This is a genomic window from Mannheimia sp. ZY171111, assembly GCF_017750945.1.
In the GTDB taxonomy this organism is placed as follows: Bacteria; Pseudomonadota; Gammaproteobacteria; order Enterobacterales; family Pasteurellaceae; genus Mannheimia; species Mannheimia pernigra.
The window spans coordinates 405,928-431,242 of record NZ_CP046532.1 but is presented as its reverse complement, the minus strand read 5'-3'; the positions used below and the strand labels follow the sequence as shown (position 1 = coordinate 431,242).

At 38.2% G+C, this 25,315-nt stretch carries 28 protein-coding genes and 3 pseudogenes; 12 read left to right on the top strand and 19 right to left on the bottom strand.

All coding sequences use genetic code 11. From position 1 onward, the window contains the following. Positions 1 to 9: 9 nt before the first annotated feature. Entirely contained in the window at positions 10 to 936 is a 927-nt protein-coding gene (locus tag GM698_RS01915; RefSeq protein WP_176809733.1) for a LysR family transcriptional regulator, read from the top strand. 69 nt (positions 937 to 1,005) lie between these two features. On the opposite strand, the gene ftsX is transcribed toward GM698_RS01915, so the two are convergent. Genes ftsX through ftsY form a run of 3 tightly spaced genes read right to left on the bottom strand, consistent with a single transcriptional unit; the run spans position 1,006 to position 3,985 of the window. After that, positions 1,006 to 1,938 carry a permease-like cell division protein FtsX gene (gene ftsX, locus GM698_RS01910; protein ID WP_176808060.1) on the bottom strand — a complete coding sequence of 311 codons (933 nt, stop codon included), beginning with the start codon at positions 1,936 to 1,938 and terminating at the stop codon, positions 1,006 to 1,008. A gap of 9 nt (positions 1,939 to 1,947) precedes the next feature. Continuing rightward, on the bottom strand, positions 1,948 to 2,601 hold the full coding sequence (ftsE, locus tag GM698_RS01905; RefSeq protein WP_176809735.1) for a cell division ATP-binding protein FtsE: 654 nt from the start codon (positions 2,599 to 2,601) through the stop codon (positions 1,948 to 1,950). Next, entirely contained in the window at positions 2,594 to 3,985 is a 1,392-nt protein-coding gene (gene ftsY / locus GM698_RS01900; protein WP_176809736.1) for a signal recognition particle-docking protein FtsY, read from the bottom strand. The genes ftsE and ftsY overlap by 8 nt, the downstream gene beginning before the upstream one ends. A gap of 79 nt (positions 3,986 to 4,064) precedes the next feature. Here ftsY and rsmD point away from each other — a divergent pair, with 79 nt between their 5' ends. From rsmD to purM, 5 genes are all read left to right on the top strand, one after another. Continuing rightward, the gene (gene rsmD, locus GM698_RS01895; RefSeq protein ID WP_159629298.1) at positions 4,065 to 4,655 is read left to right on the top strand and encodes a 16S rRNA (guanine(966)-N(2))-methyltransferase RsmD; all 591 of its coding nucleotides are present in this window, start codon (positions 4,065 to 4,067) and stop codon (positions 4,653 to 4,655) included. Positions 4,656 to 4,734: 79 nt separating this feature from the next. Continuing rightward, positions 4,735 to 5,046 (top strand): HI1450 family dsDNA-mimic protein, encoded by a 312-nt coding sequence (locus GM698_RS01890; protein ID WP_006252147.1) that lies wholly within the window; start codon positions 4,735 to 4,737, stop codon positions 5,044 to 5,046. A gap of 15 nt (positions 5,047 to 5,061) precedes the next feature. Further along, positions 5,062 to 5,574, top strand: a complete 513-nt coding sequence (gene hpaC / locus GM698_RS01885; protein WP_176808063.1) for a 4-hydroxyphenylacetate 3-monooxygenase, reductase component — start codon at positions 5,062 to 5,064, stop codon at positions 5,572 to 5,574. 120 nt (positions 5,575 to 5,694) lie between these two features. Beyond that, a complete protein-coding gene (gene tehB / locus GM698_RS01880; protein ID WP_176808064.1) occupies positions 5,695 to 6,567 on the top strand; it encodes an SAM-dependent methyltransferase TehB in 873 nt (290 codons plus the stop codon). A 144-nt stretch (positions 6,568 to 6,711) separates the two neighbouring features. After that, positions 6,712 to 7,749, top strand: a complete 1,038-nt coding sequence (purM, locus tag GM698_RS01875) for a phosphoribosylformylglycinamidine cyclo-ligase (RefSeq protein ID WP_209289575.1) — start codon at positions 6,712 to 6,714, stop codon at positions 7,747 to 7,749. A 101-nt stretch (positions 7,750 to 7,850) separates the two neighbouring features. On the opposite strand, the gene GM698_RS01870 is transcribed toward purM, so the two are convergent. Further along, positions 7,851 to 8,645, bottom strand: coding sequence for an ATP-binding cassette domain-containing protein (locus GM698_RS01870; protein ID WP_176808065.1), 795 nt, complete (start codon positions 8,643 to 8,645; stop codon positions 7,851 to 7,853). 263 nt (positions 8,646 to 8,908) lie between these two features. On the opposite strand from GM698_RS01870, the gene GM698_RS01865 reads away from it, so the two are divergent. Both GM698_RS01865 and fbaA read left to right on the top strand, forming a co-directional pair. Further along, on the top strand, positions 8,909 to 10,084 hold the full coding sequence (locus GM698_RS01865) for a phosphoglycerate kinase (protein WP_176812344.1): 1,176 nt from the start codon (positions 8,909 to 8,911) through the stop codon (positions 10,082 to 10,084). A gap of 102 nt (positions 10,085 to 10,186) precedes the next feature. Next, entirely contained in the window at positions 10,187 to 11,263 is a 1,077-nt protein-coding gene (gene fbaA, locus GM698_RS01860) for a class II fructose-bisphosphate aldolase (RefSeq protein WP_159629304.1), read from the top strand. Positions 11,264 to 11,283: 20 nt separating this feature from the next. Here fbaA and GM698_RS10750 read toward each other — a convergent pair whose 3' ends face one another. Further along, positions 11,284 to 11,409 (bottom strand): IS3 family transposase, encoded by a 126-nt coding sequence (locus GM698_RS10750; protein WP_159629305.1) that lies wholly within the window; start codon positions 11,407 to 11,409, stop codon positions 11,284 to 11,286. A 220-nt stretch (positions 11,410 to 11,629) separates the two neighbouring features. Here GM698_RS10750 and GM698_RS01850 point away from each other — a divergent pair, with 220 nt between their 5' ends. Beyond that, positions 11,630 to 11,923 carry a hypothetical protein gene (locus GM698_RS01850; RefSeq protein ID WP_176812346.1) on the top strand — a complete coding sequence of 98 codons (294 nt, stop codon included), beginning with the start codon at positions 11,630 to 11,632 and terminating at the stop codon, positions 11,921 to 11,923. A gap of 145 nt (positions 11,924 to 12,068) precedes the next feature. On the opposite strand, the gene potC is transcribed toward GM698_RS01850, so the two are convergent. From potC to potA, 3 genes are read right to left on the bottom strand one after another with little or no spacing between them, the layout of a single operon-like run. Next, a complete protein-coding gene (potC, locus tag GM698_RS01845; protein ID WP_176809741.1) occupies positions 12,069 to 12,836 on the bottom strand; it encodes a spermidine/putrescine ABC transporter permease PotC in 768 nt (255 codons plus the stop codon). Next, on the bottom strand, positions 12,836 to 13,699 hold the full coding sequence (gene potB / locus GM698_RS01840; RefSeq protein ID WP_176809742.1) for a spermidine/putrescine ABC transporter permease PotB: 864 nt from the start codon (positions 13,697 to 13,699) through the stop codon (positions 12,836 to 12,838). The genes potC and potB overlap by 1 nt, the downstream gene beginning before the upstream one ends. Continuing rightward, positions 13,686 to 14,801 (bottom strand): spermidine/putrescine ABC transporter ATP-binding protein PotA, encoded by a 1,116-nt coding sequence (potA, locus tag GM698_RS01835; protein ID WP_176812347.1) that lies wholly within the window; start codon positions 14,799 to 14,801, stop codon positions 13,686 to 13,688. Before potA ends, potB begins: the two co-directional genes overlap by 14 nt. Before the next feature lie 213 nt (positions 14,802 to 15,014). On the opposite strand from potA, the gene GM698_RS01830 reads away from it, so the two are divergent. The 3 genes from GM698_RS01830 (at position 15,015) to GM698_RS01820 (ending at position 16,098) form a co-directional block, all read left to right on the top strand. Beyond that, positions 15,015 to 15,257, top strand: a complete 243-nt coding sequence (locus tag GM698_RS01830) for a transposase (RefSeq protein WP_176812855.1) — start codon at positions 15,015 to 15,017, stop codon at positions 15,255 to 15,257. 138 nt (positions 15,258 to 15,395) lie between these two features. Further along, positions 15,396 to 15,878: a DDE-type integrase/transposase/recombinase gene (locus GM698_RS01825; protein WP_209289574.1), complete on the top strand. Its 483-nt coding sequence runs from the start codon at positions 15,396 to 15,398 to the stop codon at positions 15,876 to 15,878. Next, entirely contained in the window at positions 15,868 to 16,098 is a 231-nt protein-coding gene (locus tag GM698_RS01820; protein ID WP_176812349.1) for an IS3 family transposase, read from the top strand. The genes GM698_RS01825 and GM698_RS01820 overlap by 11 nt, the downstream gene beginning before the upstream one ends. A 44-nt stretch (positions 16,099 to 16,142) precedes the next feature. On the opposite strand, the pseudogene GM698_RS10745 reads toward GM698_RS01820, so the two are convergent. From GM698_RS10745 to GM698_RS01770, 11 genes and pseudogenes are all read right to left on the bottom strand, one after another. After that, positions 16,143 to 16,358 (bottom strand): annotated as a pseudogene (locus GM698_RS10745) (hypothetical protein); the annotation flags it as partial. An 84-nt stretch (positions 16,359 to 16,442) separates the two neighbouring features. After that, positions 16,443 to 16,553: pseudogene (locus tag GM698_RS10740) on the bottom strand (ESPR domain-containing protein); the annotation flags it as partial. A 136-nt stretch (positions 16,554 to 16,689) separates the two neighbouring features. After that, positions 16,690 to 17,070, bottom strand: coding sequence for a hypothetical protein (locus tag GM698_RS01810; RefSeq protein ID WP_176812351.1), 381 nt, complete (start codon positions 17,068 to 17,070; stop codon positions 16,690 to 16,692). Position 17,071: 1 nt separating this feature from the next. Then, positions 17,072 to 17,161: pseudogene (locus tag GM698_RS10735) on the bottom strand (HNH endonuclease); the annotation flags it as partial. 9 nt (positions 17,162 to 17,170) lie between these two features. Then, a complete protein-coding gene (locus GM698_RS10730; protein WP_202880332.1) occupies positions 17,171 to 17,518 on the bottom strand; it encodes an HNH endonuclease in 348 nt (115 codons plus the stop codon). A gap of 142 nt (positions 17,519 to 17,660) precedes the next feature. Beyond that, positions 17,661 to 18,014: a hypothetical protein gene (locus tag GM698_RS01795; protein WP_176812352.1), complete on the bottom strand. Its 354-nt coding sequence runs from the start codon at positions 18,012 to 18,014 to the stop codon at positions 17,661 to 17,663. Further along, positions 18,011 to 20,404, bottom strand: coding sequence for a VENN motif pre-toxin domain-containing protein (locus tag GM698_RS01790; RefSeq protein WP_209289573.1), 2,394 nt, complete (start codon positions 20,402 to 20,404; stop codon positions 18,011 to 18,013). The genes GM698_RS01795 and GM698_RS01790 overlap by 4 nt, the downstream gene beginning before the upstream one ends. A 114-nt stretch (positions 20,405 to 20,518) precedes the next feature. Continuing rightward, positions 20,519 to 20,863: a hypothetical protein gene (locus GM698_RS01785; protein ID WP_176812358.1), complete on the bottom strand. Its 345-nt coding sequence runs from the start codon at positions 20,861 to 20,863 to the stop codon at positions 20,519 to 20,521. A 184-nt stretch (positions 20,864 to 21,047) separates the two neighbouring features. Continuing rightward, complete coding sequence (locus GM698_RS01780; protein WP_176812359.1) at positions 21,048 to 21,650, bottom strand: hypothetical protein; 603 nt, start codon at positions 21,648 to 21,650, stop codon at positions 21,048 to 21,050. After that, complete coding sequence (locus GM698_RS01775; RefSeq protein WP_209289572.1) at positions 21,640 to 24,867, bottom strand: hemagglutinin repeat-containing protein; 3,228 nt, start codon at positions 24,865 to 24,867, stop codon at positions 21,640 to 21,642. Before GM698_RS01775 ends, GM698_RS01780 begins: the two co-directional genes overlap by 11 nt. Positions 24,868 to 24,954: 87 nt before the next feature. Next, positions 24,955 to 25,287 (bottom strand): hypothetical protein, encoded by a 333-nt coding sequence (locus GM698_RS01770; RefSeq protein WP_209289571.1) that lies wholly within the window; start codon positions 25,285 to 25,287, stop codon positions 24,955 to 24,957. Positions 25,288 to 25,315: the final 28 nt, after the last annotated feature.

Here is a 25,315-nt window from a genome sequence, read left to right as displayed (position 1 = left end):
GAATAAATTATGAAACCCATTTTCCTCGAAATCCGCCATTTACGAACATTAGTTGCTTTAAAAGAAAGCGGTAGCGTATCCCTTGCGGCAAAGCGTGTGCATTTAACCCAATCGGCACTTTCACATCAAATTAAATTATTAGAAGATCAGTACGATCTTACCTTGTTTGAACGTAAAAGCTCACCTATTCGTTTCACTCAAGCGGGAGAACGCTTAATTAAACTTGCCTATGATATTTTGCCACAGGTTATTGAGGCGGATTTAGATCTGGCTCGTGTGAAACAAGGTGAGGTTGGGGAAGTGCGTGTTGCAGTGGAATGCCATACCTGTTTTGACTGGTTAATGCCTGCAATGGACACTTTCCGCCAGCACTGGCCTTTGGTAGAGTTGGATATTGTATCGGGCTTTCATACCGATACAGTGGGGTTATTGATGAGCCATCGGGCTGATCTCGCAATTGTAGCGGAAGAAGAAGATAATGCAGGCATTATCTATAAACCGCTGTTCTCTTATGAAATGGTGGCGATTTGTTCGAAAGATCATCGACTTGCAGCAAAAGAAGTTTGGGAAGCAGAAGATTTTAAAGACGAAACTCTCATTACTTACCCTGTACCTGATGATATGCTGGATTTATTGCGTAAAGTGTTAAATCCTGCTGGAATTAAAGTTACTCGCCGTAATAGTGAATTAACGATTGCGATTATTCAGCTTGTAGCAAGCCGTCGTGGCATTGCTGCTTTGCCTTATTGGGCAGTGAAACCTTATTTGGATAGAGGTTATGTAGTGGCAAGAAAGATTACTCAAAAGGGTTTATATAGCAAACTCTATGGTGCAATTCGTGAAACAGATGCCGCTCTTGCTTATCTAGATGATTTTAATGAAACCATAAAAACGCAAAGTTTCGCGACTCTGCCAGGCTTAATGGTATTGGAATAAATAACAAGCGGTCTATTTTATCTATTATTTTGCTATTTGAGAAAATAGGCCGCTTTGATTTTAAAAAGATTATCGACTACCGATTCTTAAAATATTTCGCATAGTTGCAATTTTGGCAGATAACCAACCAATAAATATGCAAAGTACGATTAAGAAAAACGCTTCGCTAAAATTTAAATTACTCAATTCAAATTGAACTACAAAGATATCCGTAACATATTTAACCACACCTGTAAAATAGCTAATCGTTACGGCACTAAATAATACTGCTAATAGACTGCCGAAGAACCCGTAAATCATTCCTGTATAAAGAAATGGTCGGGCAATAAAGTGATCAGTTGCTCCTAGAATTTGTTGAACTTCAATCATTGCTTTGCTGGTTGCGACATCGGTTCTTACACTATTGCCAATCACTAAAAAGACAGCTAACAGCATTAATAATCCACAAACAATGGCCACTCTTGCGATTAGCCAGGTTAAGGCTGTTAATTTCTCTAACCAGCTGTTATCTAAACGGACTTCCTGAACACCTTTGATCTGTTGTAAACCGTTGCGTAATTCAATCATCGCCTCATTATGATTAAAATTCGCTTTCGGTTTTAGCGTTACTACTGCAGGCAGTGGATTTTCATCTAAAATATCTAACGCTTCTTGAAAACCCGACCAAGAACGAAATTCTTCTAAGCTTTGTTGGCGAGAAATATAATGAAACGAAGCAATTTTATCTGATTCATAAGCACGAATTCGATCGACAACCGTATTTACACTATGCTCTGTCAAGTTTTTATGTAAATAAACCGTTAATTGTGGTTCAGGATAAAATTGCGTTGCAGCAATGTGAGTGTTTTTCCAGAGTAAATAGCTTATCGTTGGAATGGTAAGAGAGACGGCAATCACTAATACCGTCAAAAAAGTACCTAGCTTACGTTTCATTAAATCTTGCCAAGCTGCTCTTAACGAGTAGCTAGTTTGAGCACTTAATTTAGTAAATGAACGAATCATAATCTTTCCTTAAAATTTAAGATGTCCTTGTTCCAACACTAAACAGGGCTGTGGGCGTTTTGAGATAATATTCGTATCGTGAGTCGCAATCAGTATTGTTGTGCCTGTTTGATTAAACTCCTCGAATAAACGAAAAATTTCAAACGAGAGCTTTTCGTCTAAATTCCCTGTTGGTTCATCTGCTAGTAAAAGCGTTGGACGATGTACAATTGCTCTGGCAATATCTACACGTTGCTGTTCGCCACCAGAGAGATGTAATGGACGATAATTTGCTTTATCTGCCAAGCCTACACGCTCTAGTGCGATTCGAGCTTCACGTTCTACAATTGCTTTATTCATACCTAAAATAATCAAGGGTAGTGCAACGTTATCTAAAATAGTTCTATCTGTTAATAGGCGATAATCTTGATGCACCATACCGATTTGACGGCGTAAAAACGGCAATTCGTGATGAGAAAGCCGTGTAATATCATAACCGTTAAACAGAATTTGTCCGCCATTAGCTCGCTCAATGCCCATAATTAATTTCAGTAGCGTACTTTTACCCGCACCAGAGTGCCCTGTAATATAAGCCATTTTTCCAGCGGGTAGGTGGAAATCAATGCCCTGTAAAGCCGGTTTACCACCTTTGTAAACCTTGTTCACGTTGGTGAATTTAATCATTGTATTCGTCCTCGTGACTAAATAAGGCTTCGATAAATTCTTCGGCATTGAATGGACGTAAATCTTCGATTTTCTCGCCTACGCCAATAAAGCGGATAGGAATATTGAACTGATCCGCAATAGCAAAAATGACTCCTCCTTTGGCAGTACCATCTAATTTAGTTAAAGTAATACCAGTTAAACCGACTGCTTCGTTAAATAATTTTGCTTGGCTAATGGCATTTTGACCTGTGCCTGCATCAAGGGTAAGCATAATTTCGTGCGGTGCGGTTTCATCATATTTTTTCATCACACGCACGATTTTCTTTAATTCATCCATTAAGTTATTTTTGTTTTGTAACCTACCTGCCGTATCCGCAATTAATATCTCAATCCCTTTTGCTGCTGCAGATTGCATCGCATCAAAAATCACAGAGGCTGAATCTGAACCTGTATTTTGTGCTACCACTGGAATATTATTTCTCTCGCCCCATACTTGTAATTGCTCCACAGCAGCAGCACGGAAAGTATCGCCAGCAGCTAACATAACTGACTTACCTTCATCTTGGAATTTGCGGGCGAGCTTACCAATTGTTGTCGTTTTGCCTACACCATTTACCCCAACCATTAAAATCACATACGGTTTTTTCTCTTCAAGTACTAAAGGCTGAGCCACGGGTTTTAAAACGTCACTTAACTCCACTTTTAACTGTTGATAGAGCAAATCAGCATCGTTTAACTGCTTTTTCGTGGCGTGTTGGGTTAAATTATGGATGATTTTTTGCGTTGTTGGCATACCTAAATCTGCCACCAGCAACTGCTCCTCTAGCTCTTCAAACAACGCATCATCAATTTTTTTTCCGCTAAAGAAATGACGAAAACCTGAACCAATATTTTGCTTGGTTTTAATTAAGCCTTGAATTAAACGGCTAAAAAAACCGCCCTGACTTGGTTTTTCTTGGTATTTGGTTTGAATGGTTGGCATTTGTTGAATTTGCACATCGGTAGGCATTTCCTCAATAGCAACTTCTTCTACTTGGTAGATGACTTGTTCTTGTTCGTTGAGATCTAATTGCTCAGTGGCAATATTTTGTAGATTTTCGACCGCTTGTTCAGCTTTATCTTCTTCAAATGTTTGTTCAATTTTGTCTTCCACATCATCAAAGAATGATTTTATATCTTCAACTTTATCTTCAACAAATTCTTTGAAATCTTCAGCTTTTTGCTCAATGTTATGTTCAAGATCATCTAACTTTTCAGAAAATGATTTCTCAGCTTCCCGTTCGACAGCTTCGGGCTCTTCTGGTTGAATAATTTCTTGTGTATGTGGAACCTCTTCCTGTTTTGCTTCTTCTTTCTTACCGAATCCAAGCCAAGACCAAAACCCTTTTTTATTCTCTGACATATTTTTCTCTCATTTATAATGAAAATAGACTAAACTTATATAGTCTATCAAAAAAATCCTTTATTTTCCTTTAGTGAGTATGAAAAAAAATCGAAATTCTCCGCAATCGGTGCATCAAATGGGTGAGGTGCGTATTATTGCGGGTCTGTGGCGGGGTAGAAAATTGCCTGTATTAAATGCACAGGGGCTGCGTCCAACGACAGATCGTGTGAAAGAAACCCTATTTAACTGGTTAATGCACGACATTCCCTATTCTCGCTGTTTGGATTGTTTTGCAGGTAGCGGCTCTCTAGGTTTTGAGGCACTCTCTCGTCAAGCACAAGCGGTTATTTTTTTGGAAAAATTTGCAAATGCGGCTAATCAATTAAAAAAAAATCTGCAAACGCTAAAAACAGAAAACAGCACAGTTATTCAGACCGATACCTTGCAATATCTCGCAAATAAAAATAGTGGCAAGTTGTTTGATATTGTATTTATCGATCCGCCTTTTCATCAAAATTTAGTGCCACAAGTATTAAATTTATTAAAAGAAAACAATTGGTTGGCAGAAAATGCGATTTTGTATGTGGAAACCGAGAAAAACCATAGCCCGTTAGATTTGCCTGAAGATTGGCAGATTTTAAAAGAGAAAGTATCTGGAATGGTCGTAAGTCGCCTAATTCAAACATAATCTTTTTGTTTTTTATAACTAAAAGATATAGAATAAAGGCTGTCTATATAACATTTTTGTAACAATACAAAGAATTAATATGAAAAAATTAACACCTGATGAAGCAATTGATATTGCTTACGATATCTTCTTAGAAATGGCGGGCGAAAATTTAGATCCTGCTGATATTTTGCTGTTCAACCTCCAGTTTGAAGAGAGAGGTGCAGTTGAAATGGTCGAAACCTCGGAAGATTGGGATCAGGAAATCGGTACATTAATTGACCCAGATGCTTTTGCTGAAGTCTGGGTTGGTTTAGTTAATGAGCAAGATGAAATGGACGATGTGTTTGCCCGTTTTTTAATTTCTCACGATGAAGAAAATCGTGAATATCACGTTGTTTGGAAAGAATAAATAATAAGGAAAAATATGTCGAACATTGATATTTCTCAACCAATAGAAGCTTCATTACAATTTCGTGAAGCAATGGCTCATTTATCATCAGCGGTCAGTATTGTGACGACTAATGGCGTGGCAGGCAAAGCAGGGCTTACGGTGTCGTCTGTTAGCTCAGTAACGGATGCTCCGCCAACAATTTTGTTTTGCATTAATAAAAATAGCCACGTACACGATATTATCAAACAAAATGGGAAGGTTTGCATTAATGTATTAAGCCACGAACAAGCCGATATTGCTAAGCATTTTGCGTCAATTCTTGAAAGCACGATGGAAGAACGTTTTAGCTGGGATATTTGGGATAATGGCTCTGATGATCAGCCTGTTTTACGCAGTGCGATTTCTGCTTTGCAAGGTAATATTATTGATGCTCATGCAGTTGGAACGCACACTATTTTTGTCGTTGAGATAAGCCATATTGATGTAAAACCAAACCATAGTCTCATTTATTTCGCTCGTCAGTTTAGATGTGTGAATATTGATTAATAAAATATATTTCATATAAATTTGATCAAATCCGACTTTTTTAGTCGGATTTTTTATTGTCTGTTATTTAAAAGTGGTAAAATTTCGACCGTTTATATTTTAACGAGAAAGGAAAACGCAATGGAAAACTTAATTTGCTATAAACAAATGCCAGTGTGGACAAAAGAGACCTTACCACAAATGTTTCAAGAAAAACACAACACTAAAGTAGGTACTTGGGCAAAGCTTACCATTTTAAAAGGCTCACTTAAATACTATGAATTAACTGAAGAGGGTGAGGTAATTAAAGAAGATATTTTTGATGTCAATCACCAACGTCCAATGGTTGAGCCACAATTATGGCATAAAGTGGAAGCTCTATCTGATGATCTAGAATGCCAGCTCGCTTTTTATTGTAAGCCTGAAGATTATTTTGCCAAAAAATACAATCTCACCGCCACCCACTCTGAAGTATTAAATGCCGTCAATTATGTGAAAGGTGGAAAAGCCCTAGATTTAGGTTGCGGACGAGGGCGTAACTCTCTTTACCTAAATTTATTAGGCTTTGATGTTAGGGCAGTTGATCAAAATCAGGAAAGCATTGATTTTCTCAATTATATGATAGAAAAAGAGCACGCTCAGCACATTACGGCAGATATTTATGATATTAATGAGGCGACGATTGGCAATCAAAATGGCGAATATGATCTTGTTATTTCAACTGTGGTAATGATGTTTTTAAATCGTGATCGTATTCCCGCGATTATCGAAAATATGCAGAAAAATACTAAAGTAGGTGGTTATAATCTCATTGTTTGTGCGATGAGCACTGAGGATTATCCTTGTCCATTGCCGTTCTCTTTTACTCTTGCCGAAGGCGAGTTAGCAAATTATTACAAAGGTTGGGAATTGGTAAAATACAATGAAGATTTAGGACATTTGCACAAAACTGATGAGCACGGCAATCGTATTCAGCTTCGTTTCACAACAATGCTTGCGAAGAAATTAGTTTAAAATCCTTTATCAGACGGGGTAAATGATAATTTGCCCCTAAATTCATATTATCAATAATGACATTTCTTTTAAAATCCGCGTTTCGCAAACGTTTGCTTATGCTATAATACACTCGTTTTTTATTCATTTACTGTTGAGGTTAAAGTGAACAACACACAACTTAGTTACAAAGATGCCGGCGTTGATATCCACGCAGGAAACGAATTAGTAGAGCGAATTAAAGCTGATGTTAAACGAACTCGTCGCCCTGAAGTAATGGGAGGATTAGGTGGGTTTGGTGCATTATGTGCTTTACCAACCAAATACAAAGAGCCAATTTTAGTTTCAGGCACAGATGGTGTTGGCACAAAACTGCGTTTAGCGATTGATTTGAACAAACATAATACTATCGGTCAAGATTTAGTTGCTATGTGTGTAAATGATTTAGTAGTACAAGGTGCCGAACCCCTTTTCTTTCTAGACTATTACGCAACAGGCAAGTTAGATGTTGATGTTGCTGCAAGCGTTGTAAAAGGCATTGCTGATGGTTGTGAAATATCAGGTTGTGCATTAGTGGGTGGCGAAACTGCAGAAATGCCAGGAATGTATCACGAAGGCGATTACGATTTAGCGGGTTTTTGCGTTGGCGTAGTTGAAAAATCAGATATTATTGATGGTTCTGCAGTAAAAGCAGGTGATGTGTTAATCGCATTAGCTTCAAGCGGCCCACACTCAAATGGATATTCATTGATTCGTAAAGTGCTAGAAGTAAGCAAAACCGATGCCGCAACTGAATTATTAGACGGTAAACGACTTAGCGAACATTTACTTGCACCAACCAAAATCTATGTAAAATCGGTTTTAAAATTAGTAGAAGAAGTGGATGTCCACGCTATTGCTCACTTAACTGGTGGTGGTTTTTGGGAAAATATTCCACGCGTATTGCCAGAATCGGCCAAAGCAGTCATTGATGAATCAAGTTGGCAATGGCCTGCGGTGTTTAAATGGTTACAAGAAAAAGGTAATATCAGCCGTTATGAAATGTATCGTACCTTTAACTGTGGTGTTGGAATGGTGATTGCCTTATCTGATACTGATGCAGAAAAAGCCTTAAAGATTCTCGGAGAGGCTGGCGAGAATGCTTGGATTATTGGCAAAATTGAAGAATTAGGTGCAGAAAAAGAGCAGGTAGAAATCAACTAATTTGCAAAATAAATCACTTTTTTGACCGCTTGTAGACAAATTACAAGCGGTATTATTTTTATCAGAGAGCGTTATTTAACGCTTCTCTTTTAATTTAACGTTTAACCAAGCCACGCCGATTGGGTGAGTGGTTTACCAAAGTGGCTTTCAATCAGCCTTTTTGTAATTTGATGCTCAGGATTGAGTAGCACCTCTTTTGTTTTACCATATTCTACTACTTCTCCATTTTGCATAACCATAATTTTATCTGCAATATGCTTAATCAGCCCAATATTTTGCCCAACATAGATGTAAGCGACTCGTTGCTTTTGCTGTACATTGAGCATTAAATTAAGCAGCTGAGTTTTTACTGAGAAATCGAATGAGTTAATTGTATCATCAGCAATAATAATTTCTGGTTCTAAAATTAACGCTCTGGCAAATGCAATACGCTGTTTTTGCCCGCTCGAGGTGTCAGAAATTGGAATAAGTGCGTGCTCGGGGTACATCCCAACCAATTTTAGCGTATTAAAAATACGCTCATTTCTTTCCTGCTCGTTTAAATCCGTGGCTAATCGCAACGGGGCATCTAAAATTTGTCCAATATTATAGCTTGGATCAAAGGCATCATTTGGGTCTTGAAACATCATTCGGATATGCTTCGCCCGATATTTGTAATCGCCAAAGCGGAGTGGAGTGCCTCTAAAAATCATTTCTCCTGAAGTTGGTTCAACCATACCCGCAATCATTTTTGCCAGCGTGGATTTACCTGCCCCATTTTCGCCGATAATGGCTAATGTTTCTTTCTGGTTGAGGGTAAAGTAAACTTTTTTTACCGCATAGAAATCTTGTTTATGAAACAGGCTGGTTCGTTCAACAAAACGCTTGCTCAGATTCTGAACTTCAAGTAATGCCATAATATTTAATAGAGAGAAATAAAGTCATAGTGTACCGTAAAAAATAAATAAAAAAAGACCGCTTGTATGATCTGCCCCAAAACCTAGGTACCTAATTTTTCAAATTGAGACATAACCTAGAAAGGCGTCGTGTTCTCTAGCGGCTATTTTCCTTAGAATAAAAATAATCAATTTATTTGATCTAGGTTAGACCAAAATGATTAGAAGCTGATATAATCCAAGCGTTATCACGTTTTAAATTCTAATCAAAAGAGGAACAAACTATGTCTGTTATTAAAATGACTGATCTTGATTTAGCAGGTAAACGCTTATTTATTAGAGCTGATCTTAATGTACCCGTAAAAGATGGCAAAGTAACATCCGATGCTCGCATTGTAGCAACCATTCCAACGTTAAAATTAGCGCTTCAAAAAGGAGCAAAAGTAATGGTGACTTCACACTTAGGTCGTCCGACAGAGGGCGTTTTCGAGGAGTCTAACTCATTACAACCTGTAGTAGATTATTTGAACGCATCAGATTTAGGTGTTCCTGTGCGTTTAGTCCGTGATTATTTAGACGGCGTTGAGGTAAACGAAAATGAAGTTGTTGTACTTGAAAATGTGCGTATCAATAAAGGTGAGAAGAAAAATGATCCTGAACTTGCGAAAAAATACGCAGCATTATGCGATGTATTCGTAATGGATGCATTTGGTACCGCTCACCGTGCAGAAGGCTCAACTTACGGTGTGGCAGAGTATGCCCCTGTTGCCTGTGCAGGTCCATTATTAGCCGCTGAATTAGAGGCTTTAGGTAAAGCATTAAAAGAGCCACAACGCCCAATGTTAGCAATTGTAGGTGGTTCAAAAGTATCCACTAAATTAACTGTTCTTGACTCTCTCTCAAAAATTGCCGACCAATTAATCGTTGGTGGCGGCATTGCAAATACCTTTATCGCAGCAGAAGGGCACGCGGTTGGTAAATCATTATACGAAGAAGATTTAATCCCTGAAGCAAAACGTTTAGCACAAGCAACTAATATTCCTGTTCCAGTTGATGTGCGTGTCGGTACCGAATTCTCTGAAACTGCACCAGCAACAGAAAAAGTGGTAAGTGAAGTGCAAGCAGAAGAATCTATTTTCGATATTGGTGAAAAATCGGCAGAACAATTAGCAGACATTATCCGCAATTCAAAAACAATTCTTTGGAATGGCCCGGTAGGCGTGTTTGAATTCCCTAACTTCCGTAAAGGAACTGAAGTGATTTCAAATGCGATTGCTGAAGCAACCGCAAACGGTGCATTCTCTATTGCAGGCGGTGGCGATACCTTAGCAGCAATTGATTTATTCGGCATTAAAGATAAAATTTCTTATATTTCAACTGGCGGTGGAGCATTCCTAGAATTCGTTGAAGGTAAGGTATTACCAGCGGTCGAAATTTTAGAGAAACGCGCAAACGGCTAATGAGTTACAAGCGGTTGAAATTGCAAAAAATTTTGCAAATTTGACCGCTATTTATTATTTATTTTAACAGTGTGTTTCACACTTTATATAAGGAAGCAAAAAATGTCATTATTAAATATCGTAAAACCAGGTGTTGTTACAGGCGACGATGTACAAAAAGTTTTCGCTTATGCTAAAGAGCACAATTTCGCAATCCCTGCGGTAAACTGCGTAGGTTCAGACTCGGTAAATGCTGTATTAGAAACAGCCGCTCGAGTGAAATCGCCAGTGATTGTCCAATTCTCAAATGGTGGTGCACAATTTTATGCAGGTAAAGGCATTAAACCCACTTCAGGTGCTCGACCTGACGTATTAGGGGCAATTGCAGGTGCAAAACACGTTCATCAATTAGCTGAAGAATACGGTGTGCCTGTTATCCTTCATACTGACCACGCAGCAAAAAATTTACTTCCGTGGATTGATGGCTTACTCGAAGCGGGCGAAAAACACTTTGCGGAAACGGGCCGTCCGTTATTTTCATCGCATATGATCGATTTATCAGAAGAACCAATCGAAGAAAATATGGAAATCTGCCGTGAATACTTAGCGCGTATGGATAAAATCGGTATGACCCTTGAAATTGAAATCGGTGTAACTGGTGGTGAAGAAGATGGCGTTGATAACTCAGATGTAGATGAATCCAAACTTTATACCCAACCGTCTGAAGTATTATATGTTTACGACCAATTAAGCCCAATCAGTAATCGTTTCACGATTGCAGCAGCATTTGGTAACGTACACGGTGTTTATAAACCAGGTAATGTAAAATTAAAGCCATCAATTTTAGGCGCATCACAAGAGTTTGTATCTGCTGAGCGTAATCTTCCAGCGAAATCATTGGACTTCGTGTTCCACGGTGGCTCAGGTTCAAGCCGTGAAGAAATACGTGAAGCAATCAGCTACGGTGCAATCAAAATGAATATTGACACAGACACCCAATGGGCAGCTTGGGACGGTATTCTTCAATTTTACAAAGCAAATGAAGCATACTTACAAGGTCAATTAGGAAATCCATCAGGCCCAGATGCACCAAACAAAAAATACTACGATCCACGTGTTTGGTTACGCAAAATGGAAGAATCTATGTCTAAACGCTTAGAGCAATCTTTTGAAGACTTAAACTGTGTGAACGTATTATAATTGGTAAAAAATGAACAAATTCATACCGCTTGCGTATGATTTACCACAAAGTTAGACAGTTTATTAACTAAATATTGAGCTCGGTATTGTACTGGGCTCAATCCTTTTAAATCGCATTTAATGCGTTTTTGCTTGTTAAACCACATATTCTTCAATTTCTGCCTGTAATTCGGCGATGGAAGTATAAGTGCGTGAGTATTGCGAGAAGTTTATTGTGCATTTTATAATGATAAAAATGAGAATGCCTAAGAGAGATAAAATAAAATTTGATTTAGGTTATAAAGTGTTGGTTTTAAATATTATGCCAACACTTTTTTATTTCTAGCCATTACAATATAATGATATTCTCTTTAAAGGAGATAGATTATGTCAATCAAAATACAAAATACACCTCGTAAAATTGTTCCAGAACAAGTAACTTTTTCTAAAAATTCGCCAGTCTATATTCCTCTTTTTTTCTCAGATAAAACCATAAAAGTGCAATCGGTTTGGGAGTTAGAACTTGAAAATGGTGAGCGTGATGCAGGTAAGGTAAAGCGTAATCGTATTCAATTTAACTGTTTACCTGTAGGTTGTCATAAATTAACCGTTATTAGTGGAACCCCTCTTTTAGGGCAAGGCACAAAGATTTGTGAGTGTTTATTATATATTAATGAATAGTAATGAACCGTGAATTTAAGTATAAAATGTGAATGGCTAAAGCGGTCATATTTTCTAATTAATTTGCAAATTATGTAAAGACAAATAATAAAAAAACCTGATTTGCTAAGATAGCTAGTCAGGTTTTTATTTTAGTCAAATGAGTTTATGCTTTTTTTCTTACTACTAACTGGCTTAATAATACAAGCGTTAATGAGAATATAATCATAATTGTTGCTAATGCATTTACCTCTGGGGTTACTCCTGTTTTAACCAATGAGAAAATCTTCAATGGTAAGACTTCGTAACTTGGGCTTGTTACAAATGAGGATACGATAACGTCATCTAATGAAATCGTAAAACTCAGTAACCAGCCTGAAATAATTGAAGGTAATGCCAGTGGTAAAATAATTTTGCGTAAAATCGTTACTTCGCTTGCACCTAAATCTTTCGCTGCTTCTAACATTTTTCCATCAAAGTCGCTTAAACGTGATGAAATTGCAATTACGACATAAGGTAAACAGAACGTAATATGAGCAATTAAGAGCGAAATAAAACCTAGTTTAATACCTAAGATCATAAATAATACAAGCATAGCTACTGCCATTACGATATCAGGCGACATCATTACCACAAACAACATACCGCCTACTAATTTTTTACCACGGAAACGGTAACGATAAAGTGCAATTGAGGTTAGTGCACCTAAAATTGTAGAGAGTGTTGCGGCAAAGAACGCAATCGTTAATGAGTTCATTGTCGCTTGTACCAGGGTGTCGTTGTTGAATAAACGCTCATACCAATTCCAAGTAAAGCCTTTCCAGTTCAAACCAAAGCGGTCTGCATTAAAGGAATTTAGCACTAAAATAATAATTGGAATATATAGATACGCAAACACCGCTAACATAAAAAGGTTTTTAAACATCTTTTTCATTATTCAAGCTCCACCTTTTTATTTAACAATTTATTCGCACGGTAGTAAACATAAAGCATTAATGCCATTAAAAGAGTTAAGGCAATACTGACTGCAGAGCCTAAAGCAAACTGATTAGTATTTAAGAACAAGCTCTTAATAATATTCCCTACCAATGGAGTTTTACCACCGCCTAATAAGTCTGCTACGTAGAACATTCCCATTGCCGGGAGTAAGACTAATAAGCAACCAGCTACAATTCCTGGCATTGTAAGTGGAATAGTAATTCGAACAAAACGTTGGAATGCATTTGCTCCTAAGTCTTTTGCAGCTTCTAATAAGCGATGATCAATTTTCTCAATTGATGAATAAAGTGGCAAAATCATAAATGGTAATAGGATATAAACTAAACCAATAATAATGGCAATTTCTGAGTTTAATAAACGCAGAGGTTCATTGATTAGCCCAATTGCTAGCAAGGTTTCATTTAAAACCCCTTTCACACCTAAGAAAATTTTAATACCGTAAATACGAATGAGTGAGTTAGTCCAGAAAGGTAACACTACTAAGAAAAGTAAAAACGGACGCAATTTTGCAGGCATTTTTGCGATGATCAACGCAAAAGGATAACCAATAATTAAACAGAAAAACGTTGCAGTACCTGCCATATAAAGCGAGTTCCACAATACGGTTGCGTAAGTATCATTAAATAATGATTTATACGCATCTAAACTAAACGCAAAATCAACAAAGTATTGGCTTTGACGATTTTCTGTTAAGAAACTGATAATTAAAACGAGTACGTTCGGTACTAATACGAAAAGTAATAACCAACCGAAAATAGTTGCGACCGCACCATTTTGGAATTTGTTATTCGCCTTCATCGTTTAACACAACCTCCCAGCCTTCATACCAAGTTAGAGCCACTTTTTGACCAACCTCGTGGTCAATATTGGGGTCATCTTCATTGAAGAACTCACTGACTAATACATTCATACCGTTATGATCTAACCTCACGCTAGACTCTAACGTCATACCTTTATAGTTACGATCGATAATATGGCCGATAATCGCTTTAGAGCTTTCGTTTTCATCTAACTCTTCAATTAAGATATCTTCAGGGCGTAATAATACTTTTAATTTTTGGTTCGGATGAACTTCCAAATCTTCAACTTTAATGTTGCAAATTCTACCTTCTACATTTGCTTTTACATTTTTTGCATCAACTCGTTCAATTACTGTTGCATCAAATACGTTAATTTCACCGATGAAGCGAGCGACGAATAAGTTGCTTGGTTCCTCATAAATTTCACGAGGTGTGCCGTCTTGTGCTATCTTACCCGCATTCATTACGATAATACGATCAGACATTGTTAATGCTTCTTCTTGATCATGGGTAACGAAAATAAAGGTAATGCCTAATTGGCGTTGCAATGCTTTTAACTCATTTTGCATCTCTTTACGTAATTTATAGTCTAATGCAGAAAGTGATTCGTCTAATAACAACACTTTAGGTTTATTAACCACTGCACGTGCAATGGCAATACGTTGTTGCTGACCACCAGAAAGCTGTGCTGGCTTTTGTTGTGCTCTATCATCTAAGCGAACCATACGTAATGCTTCCATTACACGAGGCTCAATCTCTGAATTTGATACTTTCTGCATACGCAAGCCGAACGCCACGTTTTCGAAAATAGTCATATGTGGGAAAAGAGCATAGCTTTGGAATACTGTATTCACAGGACGTTGTTCTGCTGGAAGGTTAGAGACATCTTGCCCATCAAGAATAATTGAACCCTCTGTTAAATCTTCAAATCCAGCAATTAAACGTAACGCAGTTGTTTTTCCACAACCTGATGGACCTAAAATTGTTAAGAATTCACCATCATTAATAGTTAAATTTAAATTTTTAAGAATCGTTTTACTACCGTAGCTTTTTGTTACATTTTTAAGCTCAATGATAGCTTTTTTTTCTAATTTTTCCATCTACTATTATTTTCCCTTAAATTAAAAAGAAAAGGACTAAAAAATCAGGCATTCTGCCCCCAAAAAATCAATTGATTATAATATAGCTAAAGGTACAAGATTGAAAGGAAAAATTTGTGTTTTCTGGATTTTTCTCAGATTGTAATGGTCTAACCCACTGCAACAAACCAAAGACTATTTTTGATAAATTCTCTCAAAATGGAGAACAGCAAAATGGTTAAACTTTTTACCCCTGAGTATAAAAAGCAATGTGTTGAAATGGTGTTAGACGGCAAACATAGCGTCAGTCAAGTGTACAAAATGATGCGAGTCAGCCAATCTGCCTTGAATCGTTGGAAGCGGCAATTTCTCGCCGAGCAGCGGGAAATTCAGCGTTTACGGGCGGAGAATGAGCCGTTGCGTAGCGACAATGCCTTACTAAAAAAGGTGTCCGCCTTCTTGCTCGAGAAGTCTTGAAATCCTGTGTGGTGGATTTACGGAGAGAAGGCATTTCCCCCGCACAACTGTCCCGTTGTTTTTCGTTGAATCGCTCCACCAGCCATCGTTGGGAAAAATCGTCACCTAATCAAACGTTGATGAGCTTGCCAGGAAACGTTGTTATCTGTCCTTGAGGCAAGCGGTGAAACCTATGGCTCAAGGCGTTTATCACAGGCGGTGACGGATTTAGGGATAAAAATCGGGCGGTTTAAAGCTCGCCGTTTAATGCGGGAGCTTGAGATAAAAGCCAAGTGCCCGAAAGCTAAAGTTTGGCGAAAACAAGCGGTCGATTTTGCGGAAAATAGTGCAAATGGGCAGTGTGCAATGATGCCCGACACCATTTGGGCAGGCGACATTACCTACATTCCCACTGATGAGGGCTGGCTCTACTTGGCGATTGTCATTGATTGGTTTTCACGGTTAATTGTCGGCTGGTCGGTATCGGATACGCCAGATAGCCGCTTATGCGTTCAAGCCTTGCGACTTGCCATTCACCGCCGCAAGCCCCCTGCGGACGTTATTTTCCACTCAGACCGCGGCTCCCAATACAGCCAGCCAAGCCTTTCGGAATGTGCTAACAGAAGCGAAAATGGTGTATAGCCAAAGTAGGGCGGGGAAATGTACGGACAATGCGGTAACAGAGCGTTTTTTCCGCAGTTTAAAGGTGGAGAAACTCAACCGCTACCGATTTAAGACACGCGAGCAAGCATTGCTTTGTGTGGCGGAATACATTGAAGATTTTTACAATCCGAGACGACTGCATTCTGCATTAGGAAATCGCTCCCCAATGCAGTTTGAAATGGATTGTTTAAGGATTTAAATGTGGTTGTGTCTTTGGAATGTTGCAAGGAATTGAACTATTACAAGTAGAGTAGCATTACCAGTAATATCGCCTTTTTTCGCCATAGCATACACTTTCGGTACAAGCACTGTTTCAACCTTACCGTTTGGTAGTCGAACAGACTGATTTTCAAACCAGACAATATCGGTGGTGAGTTTTGCAACTTGGCTTGGCGAAAGGGTAATGCCTGGGCGTAAGTTGAATTTTTGGGCGAAAGTAACGCCTGCATCAATTAAGTGGCGGTATTTTTGATCGATTGTTGAAAGTGAAAAATCAACAAGCGGTCTTTTTTCAGAAAAATTTTGCAAAATGGAAACAATATCTACCGAACCGGCAGAAACCGCTTTTGGCTTTCCAGCTGATTTAGCTAGTTCCGAAACTACAACAAATTGTTGAGTGGATTTGTTGAAAATAACTTGATGGATGTTGTTCATACCTACGTTTCTAAAATTTGTAAAATACCTAATATAATTAACCGCTTGTAATTTGTGTTAGATGGCACTAGAGTGGAAGCTAGTGCTAGCTGGGGTATTGTTAATAATTCCAGAAATACAGAAATACAGAAATAGATTATATTTTTATAAATGGAAAAAACCTTTCAAATCTTTCTAAAATATATCTATTTGAATTTAGTAAAATAACAGCCCTATCTTTGCCAATTGGGCATTCATAAATAGGATTGTTTCTTAAATATGCAATCCCATATATACTATATTCTTCCGATTTAGATAAATCATTAATAATATCAAAACCAATGACCTTTGATATATGATACAAATCTCCATCAAAATCAAGCATGTCATATATATACGCTGGTATATCTTCTAATTTTGAGCTAGATATAACTAGCTCTATCCAATATTTAAATTCATCTATATTTATCGCATCACAAAATAAACATCCAATAGCAAAATTGAGATCTGAGTGATCATCTTTATAAATACTCCACATATTATTTTCCTTTCTGAATATAATCTCCGCCGATATGGCCTGTTTTAGAATGTTGCCATTCAGGAACTAACTGCATTCGCCCCGTATCTTGATGATGATGCTATGTAAATCCAGGAATTTTGCTATTACCACTTTTAATAGCATTAATCTGTTCTTTATTAAAATGCTTTTCCAGTCCTTGTTCTCCTAAATCCTTGTATAATTGTTTAGTTGCTATTCTCATCTGCTCTACATAGCTTGCTTCTCTAAAAGATTTAATTTCCAATCTTGTATCGTATTTAGCTATATCATCAAAAATCGGATAACCTTTACTATCAAATGGCACACCTGTCTTAGGGTGTCTCTTATTTGCTAAATCTAAATTTCTTGTTCCAGTTGGAGCAATTGTTGTAGATTTTACATTTTCCTTACCGAATTCCTTCTCTAATTTTTCCCTTGTCTTCGCCAAAACAAGCGGTGGACTTACAGCTAAAACTCACAAAATTCTCAACATATTAACTGCTTGTAACCAATAAGAATTAACACTCCGTCAGGAGACGAGTGCCATCAGGAAAAGAATCGTAGCAAAAACTGTTTATATAGCAAAATTTCTATTTTTCAGGATTAAAAATAGAAATATCATCTAAAACGTCTTCTATAGTTCCATTAAGAATATCTTTATGTTTCATATTTTTGATTTTTTCAATTAGTTCTCCTTTATCAATATTACGAAAAACTCTAGCCATATGAGATATAGATAACAGAGAGATGCGTTCAAGTTCAACATCTCCAGATGATAAAAAAGAAAACAATATATCTTTTGTTTTAGAAGGTTCATCGGTGTACATACCTAACGACAAGATTACTTTATGCTTTATATAATTCTCAACTTCAGGAGAAGTTAATATTACCATTCCATCTTTAAAACTAATCTTATCTAAATTTTTATATATTAATTTACTCATTTTATTTTTCCTTTATCATTAACTAAACCTGCTTCTTTCAATGCATTCTTCATCTCTGTTGTTAATTCATTCCAATTTCTTACATGACCGTGATAAATATTTTTCTCTGTTTGATCAAAAACTACATATTCTCCCGTTAATTTATCAACTCCAACTCTTCTAGTTGAAGTAGCTTTCACCTGAATTGATTCATTTAAAACCTCCTGTCCAAAAGTTGGATTAGCTGATTTGATAGAATTTCCAACCTTTGAATGATAAGGAGCTTTATCAAAAACGAAATTATTGGTTTTATGAGCGCTAATTCTCTCCGTTATATCAACAGCCTTTCTATCTGGCTTAGTATTTTTCTTCGCAAAATTACTGTGGATATTAGAGTTACTAAGATTATTCTCTTTGGTAAACAATCGAGAAGTATCCATCGCCAATTCAATACCTTTCTCTATCCCAGTCTGTTTTTCTTTTATCGCTTCAATAGTTTTCAGATTTTCTGCTTCAACCAATTGATAGAATTTGCCTTGTTCTTCAAACGGCAAACCTTGAACCCAGCTATTCAATGCGCCTGATAAATCATCGGCAAGACTTACTGCACCTAATAAGGTTTGTGGCACGGTAACTCGACAATCTATCTCACAATCAGCCAATAATTCCGCACGTTGTTTTTCGCTTAACTCTTTAAAATACTTATGCACCTCTTCAACGCTTTCACCTTTCTCAATCGCTTTTTTGAGTGCGCGTTGATAAGCATAAACATCACGATGAGATAAATAGTTATTCTCCACTGCCCGTTTCCCAATCTCCGCCCCTGAGATAAAGTCTGCCGTGCTGTCCCCAGTCACGCCACTAGCTAACCCCGCCGCAATTTGGCTTAGATTTGCAATGTTTTGTTTTTGGCTATCCGTCAGATTTTCAGCGTTGTCCGTATTGTAGAGCGCTTGCATTAAGTAAGGGGCAGCTGCCTCTGCCGTAAATGCACCCAACGCACCAGCTGTTGCATTGTTGCCCGTGATATGGGCTTCCACTGCACCTAATACGGTGTGGGCTATTAAATTGGCTTCGGTGTTATCACCTGTTTGCTCTTTTATCAGCTTATTCGCATAAGGTGAAAGTAACCCAACTGCCGCTTGGTTGGCATTGCCTGTTGCTAAGCGTTGCAGTGCTGCTGTCGCTGCACGAATGCCCATTTGTAGATTGCTGCCTAAGCCGTATTCCGCCTCAATTGCTTGGGCTTCTGCTTTAAGTTGAGCGGATTTTTCGGGATTGGATTTTTCAAGTTGCTCTGCCTGTTGGCGTTTTTTATTCGCTTCTTCTAAATGCGGTTGCACTAAGCGGTTTGTCCAAGATTGAGAGAGCTCTCCAATAACTTGTACCGTTTCCTGTTTCTCCTGAATTGCAACTAAATCCGCTTTTTTGACCGCTTGATTGGCGTTTGCGGTGTCTCGGTTGAGGCTTTGGAGTGTCTCTTCTGCGGTTTTGCCTGTTTTCTGTTTTTGGGCTTCGCTATCGGTAATACTGAGATGGATATTACTGCTTATCGCTGCCTTGGTTTGGCTGCGTTCGCTTTCACGCATATTCCCCAATGCACTTAATGCGGCCCCCATTGCAGAAGTGGCTATTTTCGACATATCCGAACTCATACTCACTGAGACCGAGCTGACTTTCACATCACTGCGGTTCTCAATCTCTTCCGTGGTGAGTGTGCCAGTTGTCATTTGGTGGTTTGCTTTGTCGCCTTGAGCATTAATCATTCCACCTTTGATATGCGTGTTTTCTTGCACATTAATGTTGGCGTTTTCTTGAATGTTAAAGCCAGATTGTTGATTGACTTGGGCATAGTTGACCTTGGCTTTGTTTTGGCTTGCCTGTGAAGATAGCCCCCATCCACTGCCATAAATGGCCACCGAGCCACTTACGCCCCCTTGGGTCTGTTTGCTGTCATATTTTTCTGTGTCTTGCACACTTTCAATATGCAGATTTTTCGTATCAAGTGATAAATGCTTAACATTTGCGACCGCCCCTTTAAGCGTAGTCGTCTCTTTAGCTTTGATTTTTAGGCTGTCGCTGTTAATCTCCGTCAAGTTTTGAACGGTGGAATCACTGTTGGAATGCCCTTTGCCGACATTCACTGCACCCTCCACACCAAAGCCAGTGGCGCCTTGTGATTTACCCACAAAAACCCCAACATTCCAACGGTTGCTTTTGTTATCGCTTCGGTTGGTTTGGGTATCTGTTGTACCAAGCGGTCGTTTTTCAGAAAAATTTTGCAAAATAGAAATAATATCCTCTGAACTGGCTGAAACAGCTTTGGGCTTTCCGGCTGATTTGGCAAGTTCAGATACCACAACAAACTGTTGTGTGGATTTGCTAAAAATAACTTGATGGATGTTATTCATATTTACGTTTCTAAAATTTGCAAAATATTTAGCATAATTAACCGCTTGTAACTTATATTAAATATCACTAGCGTGAACGCTAGTACTATCGAGGGCTAATCTACTACAGTCCCATTATTTATGATAAACATAATATAATGTTAGCCCTACTATAATGACTAACCATTCTTTTAAAGATGACTTTCTGTTTTTGGGTGTGTTCTCATAACACTCTATTATTTTTCCTCTTGATAAACTATTCCTATAACTTACCACTGCTGATATAGCTAAGACAATACTTCCAAAAAGTGTAGGCAAAGTTATTAATGCCACTTCAATAATTGAAAGTTTTTTAAATATAATTAATTCGCCTGCATATATAACATTTAGAATATTTCTTATAAGAAAAACCCCAAAAAACATAAATAGTAAGAAAATTATATAACAACGAAAAAACACAATAAAAAATAACTTTATCATTTTTTATCCCCGATGGTGCGAGCGTCCTCGCTCGTACCAAACAAGCGGTTGATTTATCACTGAAATTTGCAAAATACTCAATGTAATTAACCACTTGAAGCAGATAAGCATTGACACTCGTCAGAGACGAGCGCCATCTGGGGGGCAAAAATTTTTAGCTGAAAGTAGCATGTTACCATTCCCTTTAATCCTCTAAAATTTGCAAAATATCTTCTGATTTTTTCATAATCACTAGTTCACAAGCGGGTTCAATTCCTAATCCTAAAAAAAATAAAACCACTCCCCCACTATCCAATATATAATTAATCCAATCATCATATGTTTCTATCTTGTAATTATCTCCCCCTCCTATAGAAAAATAAACAACGTCTATGGTATCTAGTATTTTTTTTATAATATAATAGTCCTGAATGCTAATTCTTCCTTCTAAAAAAAAATCCAGCTTTTCTTTTTTTTCAAACATAATTTCTTTTTTATCATTTATTTTATTGATATCAATATGATGCTTTAATAGCCCCCACCCTCCTTTATATTTGATAACTCTAGTATTGGGCTGATCACATAAATACATCATAACCCTTATAGAGATTGCCTGATTATTTATTTTATGACACAAATAAGATAATAATTCATATCTATCTTCTGATAATTTCGTATATTCATCATTTTCAACACTAATGGCAGACACTCCATTAGAAGGAGAAAAGTATATAGAACTGAAATCGGCTATCTCATTATTAGATGAAATATCACTAGCCTTTCGAATAATCAATTTTTTAGTAATCATAGTGTCCTCCCTTGGGATCATTAAAGTGAGGACCTCTATTTTGAGGATCACTGTCGCCAAAAAAATGACCTTTAGTATCATCTCTAATTATAACTTTTCGGACTCCGCCTCCTTCTTTAGGGAGTTCAAATTCATACACTTTACCAGGCTGCTGAGTGCCTCTCCTGTCTATATTAGGATAAACTTTACTAGGCTGCTGGCTTGTTGGTATTCCTGATTGACGTTTAGCCTCATTAAAGGCCCCTTGCCTTTTTGCCCCTTCTGGAGATAAATTTTTAGGTTTTTCATCTAAAGTATATTTATTCTTTTTAGCAAAAGAAGCAATCTTAGGAGAAACTTTAACTCCCTGATTTTCCCGCCCTTCAACAAAAGTATCTACCAATGAAACAATCGCTTTTTCCATCGGTGTTCTTGCCCCATTGATAAAATCTATCTCTTTAGCATTTTCTTCAATGACAAATTCAATAAATCTTTCCTGAGTAGTGCCTGATAGTGTAGATAAACGAGAGTTAAAGAATCCTACTAACTCTAATGCTTTTTTGTTTGCTTCCTCATTAAGTTTCTCAACGCCATATCGACATACTACGGAGTCGCAATTTTCTTGAATATCTTTAAACTGATTATCACTGAGTTGTTTATATTCAGTAAAAATCTCTTCTAGAGATTTCCCTTCTTTTTCGGCGTTTTCTAATTTTCTAAATAGATCCGATACTTGAGAATCCAATAGACCATTATTCTCCACCGCCCGTTTCCCAATCTCTGCTCCCGCGACAAAACTATCTGTACTGTCGCCAACCAAGCCACCTGCCAACCCAGCCGAAATCTGACTTAGGTTTGCGATGTTTTGTTTTTGGCCGTCCGTCAGATTTTCAGCGTTGTCCGTATTATAAAGGGCTTGCATTAAGTAAGGTGCAGCTGCTTCCGCCGTAAATGCACCTATTGCACCTGCTGCGGCATTGTTGCCCGTGATATGGGCTTCCAATGCTCCTAAAACAGCGTGTGCCATTAGGTTAGCTTCTTTGTTGATTGAGCCGTCTGCGTTGGTGGTTTGTTCTTTAATCAACTTATTCGCATAAGGTGAAAGTAACCCAACTGCCGCTTGGTTGGCATTGCCTGTTGCTAAGCGTTGCAGTGCTGCTGTCGCTGCACGAATGCCCATTTGTAGATTGCTGCCTAAGCCGTATTCCGCCTCAATCGCTTGGGCTTCTGCTTTCAGTTGGGCCGATTTCAGTGGGTCGGATTTTTCAATCTTTTCTGCCTCTTGCCATTTTTTATTCGCTTCTTCTAAATGCGGTTGCACCAAGCGGTTTGTCCAAGATTGAGAGAGCTCTCCAATAACTTGTACCGTTTCCTGTTTCTCCTGAATTGCAACTAAATCCGCTTTTTTGACCGCTTGATTGGCGTTTTCGGTGTCTCGGTTTAGGCTTGACAGTGTTTCTTCTGCGGTTTTGCCTGTTTTCTGTTTTTGGGCTTCGCTATCGGTAATACTGAGATGGATATTACTGCTTATCGCTGCCTTGGTTTGGCTGCGTTCGCTTTCACGCATATTCCCCAATGCACTTAATGCGGCCCCCATTGCAGAAGTGGCTATTTTCGACATATCCGAACTCATACTCACTGAGACCGAGCTGACTTTCACATCACTGCGGTTCTCAATCTCTTCCGTGGTGAGTGTGCCAGTTGTCATTTGGTGGTTTGCTTTGTCGCCTTGAGCATTAATCATTCCACCTTTGATATGCGTGTTTTCTTGCACATTAATGTTGGCGTTTTCTTGAATGTTAAAGCCAGATTGTTGATTGACTTGGGCATAGTTGACCTTGGCTTTGTTTTGGCTTGCCTGTGAAGATAGCCCCCATCCACTGCCATAAATGGCCACCGAGCCACTTACGCCCCCTTGGGTCTGTTTGCTGTCATATTTTTCTGTGTCTTGCACACTTTCAATATGCAGATTTTTCGTATCAAGTGATAAATGCTTAACATTTGCGACCGCCCCTTTAAGCGTAGTCGTCTCTTTAGCTTTGATTTTTAGGCTGTCGCTGTTAATCTCCGTCAAGTTTTGAACGGTGGAATCACTGTTGGAATGCCCTTTGCCCACATTCACCGCACCTTCCACACCAAAGCCAGTGGCGCCTTGCGATTTACCCACAAAAAACCCAACATTCCAACGGTTGCTTTTGTTATCGCTTCGGTTGGTTTGGCTGTTTGTTGTGCCAAGCAGATTGACATTGTTGCCCTCCAGCTCGGTACGAGTGGCATTGATTATTGAACCTACAATGATGTTATCGCCCTCTGTTGTTCGCACAATGGCTTTTCCTGCATTCAACTCACTGCCTTTGTGCGTGGTTTGTTGTGTGTGGCTGGTGGAAACCGATTGATTTGAGCCAATGCTGACTGAGATTTTAGCCTCGCTATTTGCCTGTTTTTCTACGCTATCACCATTTGATTTCAGTGCGTCAATTACTTTTGTCGCGTGCTGTAACGTCTCATAGGCTTCATTCGCGGCTTTTACTTTTAACACGTTACTTAAACGTTCATCTTGTACTTTTTCAGCACGGTTAAGTGCTTGTCTTACAGCCATCACGCCATCGGTTACGGCTGAACTAAAGGTAATGCTTAAGCCCGATTGTTTCTGTTCGTGGCGTTCTTTTGAAGAAAGCGTATCTTTGCTCGCACCAATATAGGTCGATTTGCCTTCCACTAAAATCTGTTTGCCTAGCTCTTTAGAAACAATCGCATCTACACCAGCAAGCTGTGCGTGATTACCGGCAGATACCGTAATATTGCCATTTAAACTCCCCAAGGTGCTACGGGCTGCACTGCCTTGCCAGCCTTCCGTTTCCTGCTCATGTGTTTCTGATTTCTTGCCAAAAGTAATACCAATGCCGCTGCTGGAGAATACGCCCGATTTTGATTTTTCTTCAAAATGTGTTGTTTTAAAGCGATTGATGTCACTACCTATCGTCACATTATTGCCGCCTTGAATAATCAGGTCGTTATCGGCTATTGCTTGTAGATTGTGGGCTTCTACATTATTACCTGCGGAAAGAATAATTTCTCCGCCCCCTAATTTAGTCCCCACTTTTAAGGTTTGTTGGTCTGTGTCTAGCGAGGTTTTCTTCGAGCTGCCGAAAGCACCACTGCTCCGATGGTGCGAGCATCCTCGCTCGTACCAAACAAGCGGTTGATTTGCCGCTAAAATTTGCAAAATACTTGACATAATTCACCGCTTGTAATTTATATTAAATGGTACTAGTGTGGATTCTAGCACTATCGGGGGGTTAGCAAAGCGTAACCCAACAAGTATTTATTCATTACGTTGGGTTTTCGCAAGCTCAACCCAACCCACGAGCTTTTTTCTGTTAAATAGTGCATTATCACTTGGATTTCCATTATATAACCTTTTATATGTAATTCTTATTATTTCCTCTTTAATATCATATCTATCATCAAAATCAGCGATAATCTCTGTACCAACTTCATATATTACCTCATCCCAATAATTATCTTCACCATCAACAACACATAAATGTATATTTCTTACATCCATTCTAATGTAAATTCCTCTTACATTACTTGTTATTCTCCCTATTAAAGCATTCTGAGCAGAAATTCTTAATCTTACAATTTCTGTATTCATCAAATTAATTCTTCATAACAGCATTGAA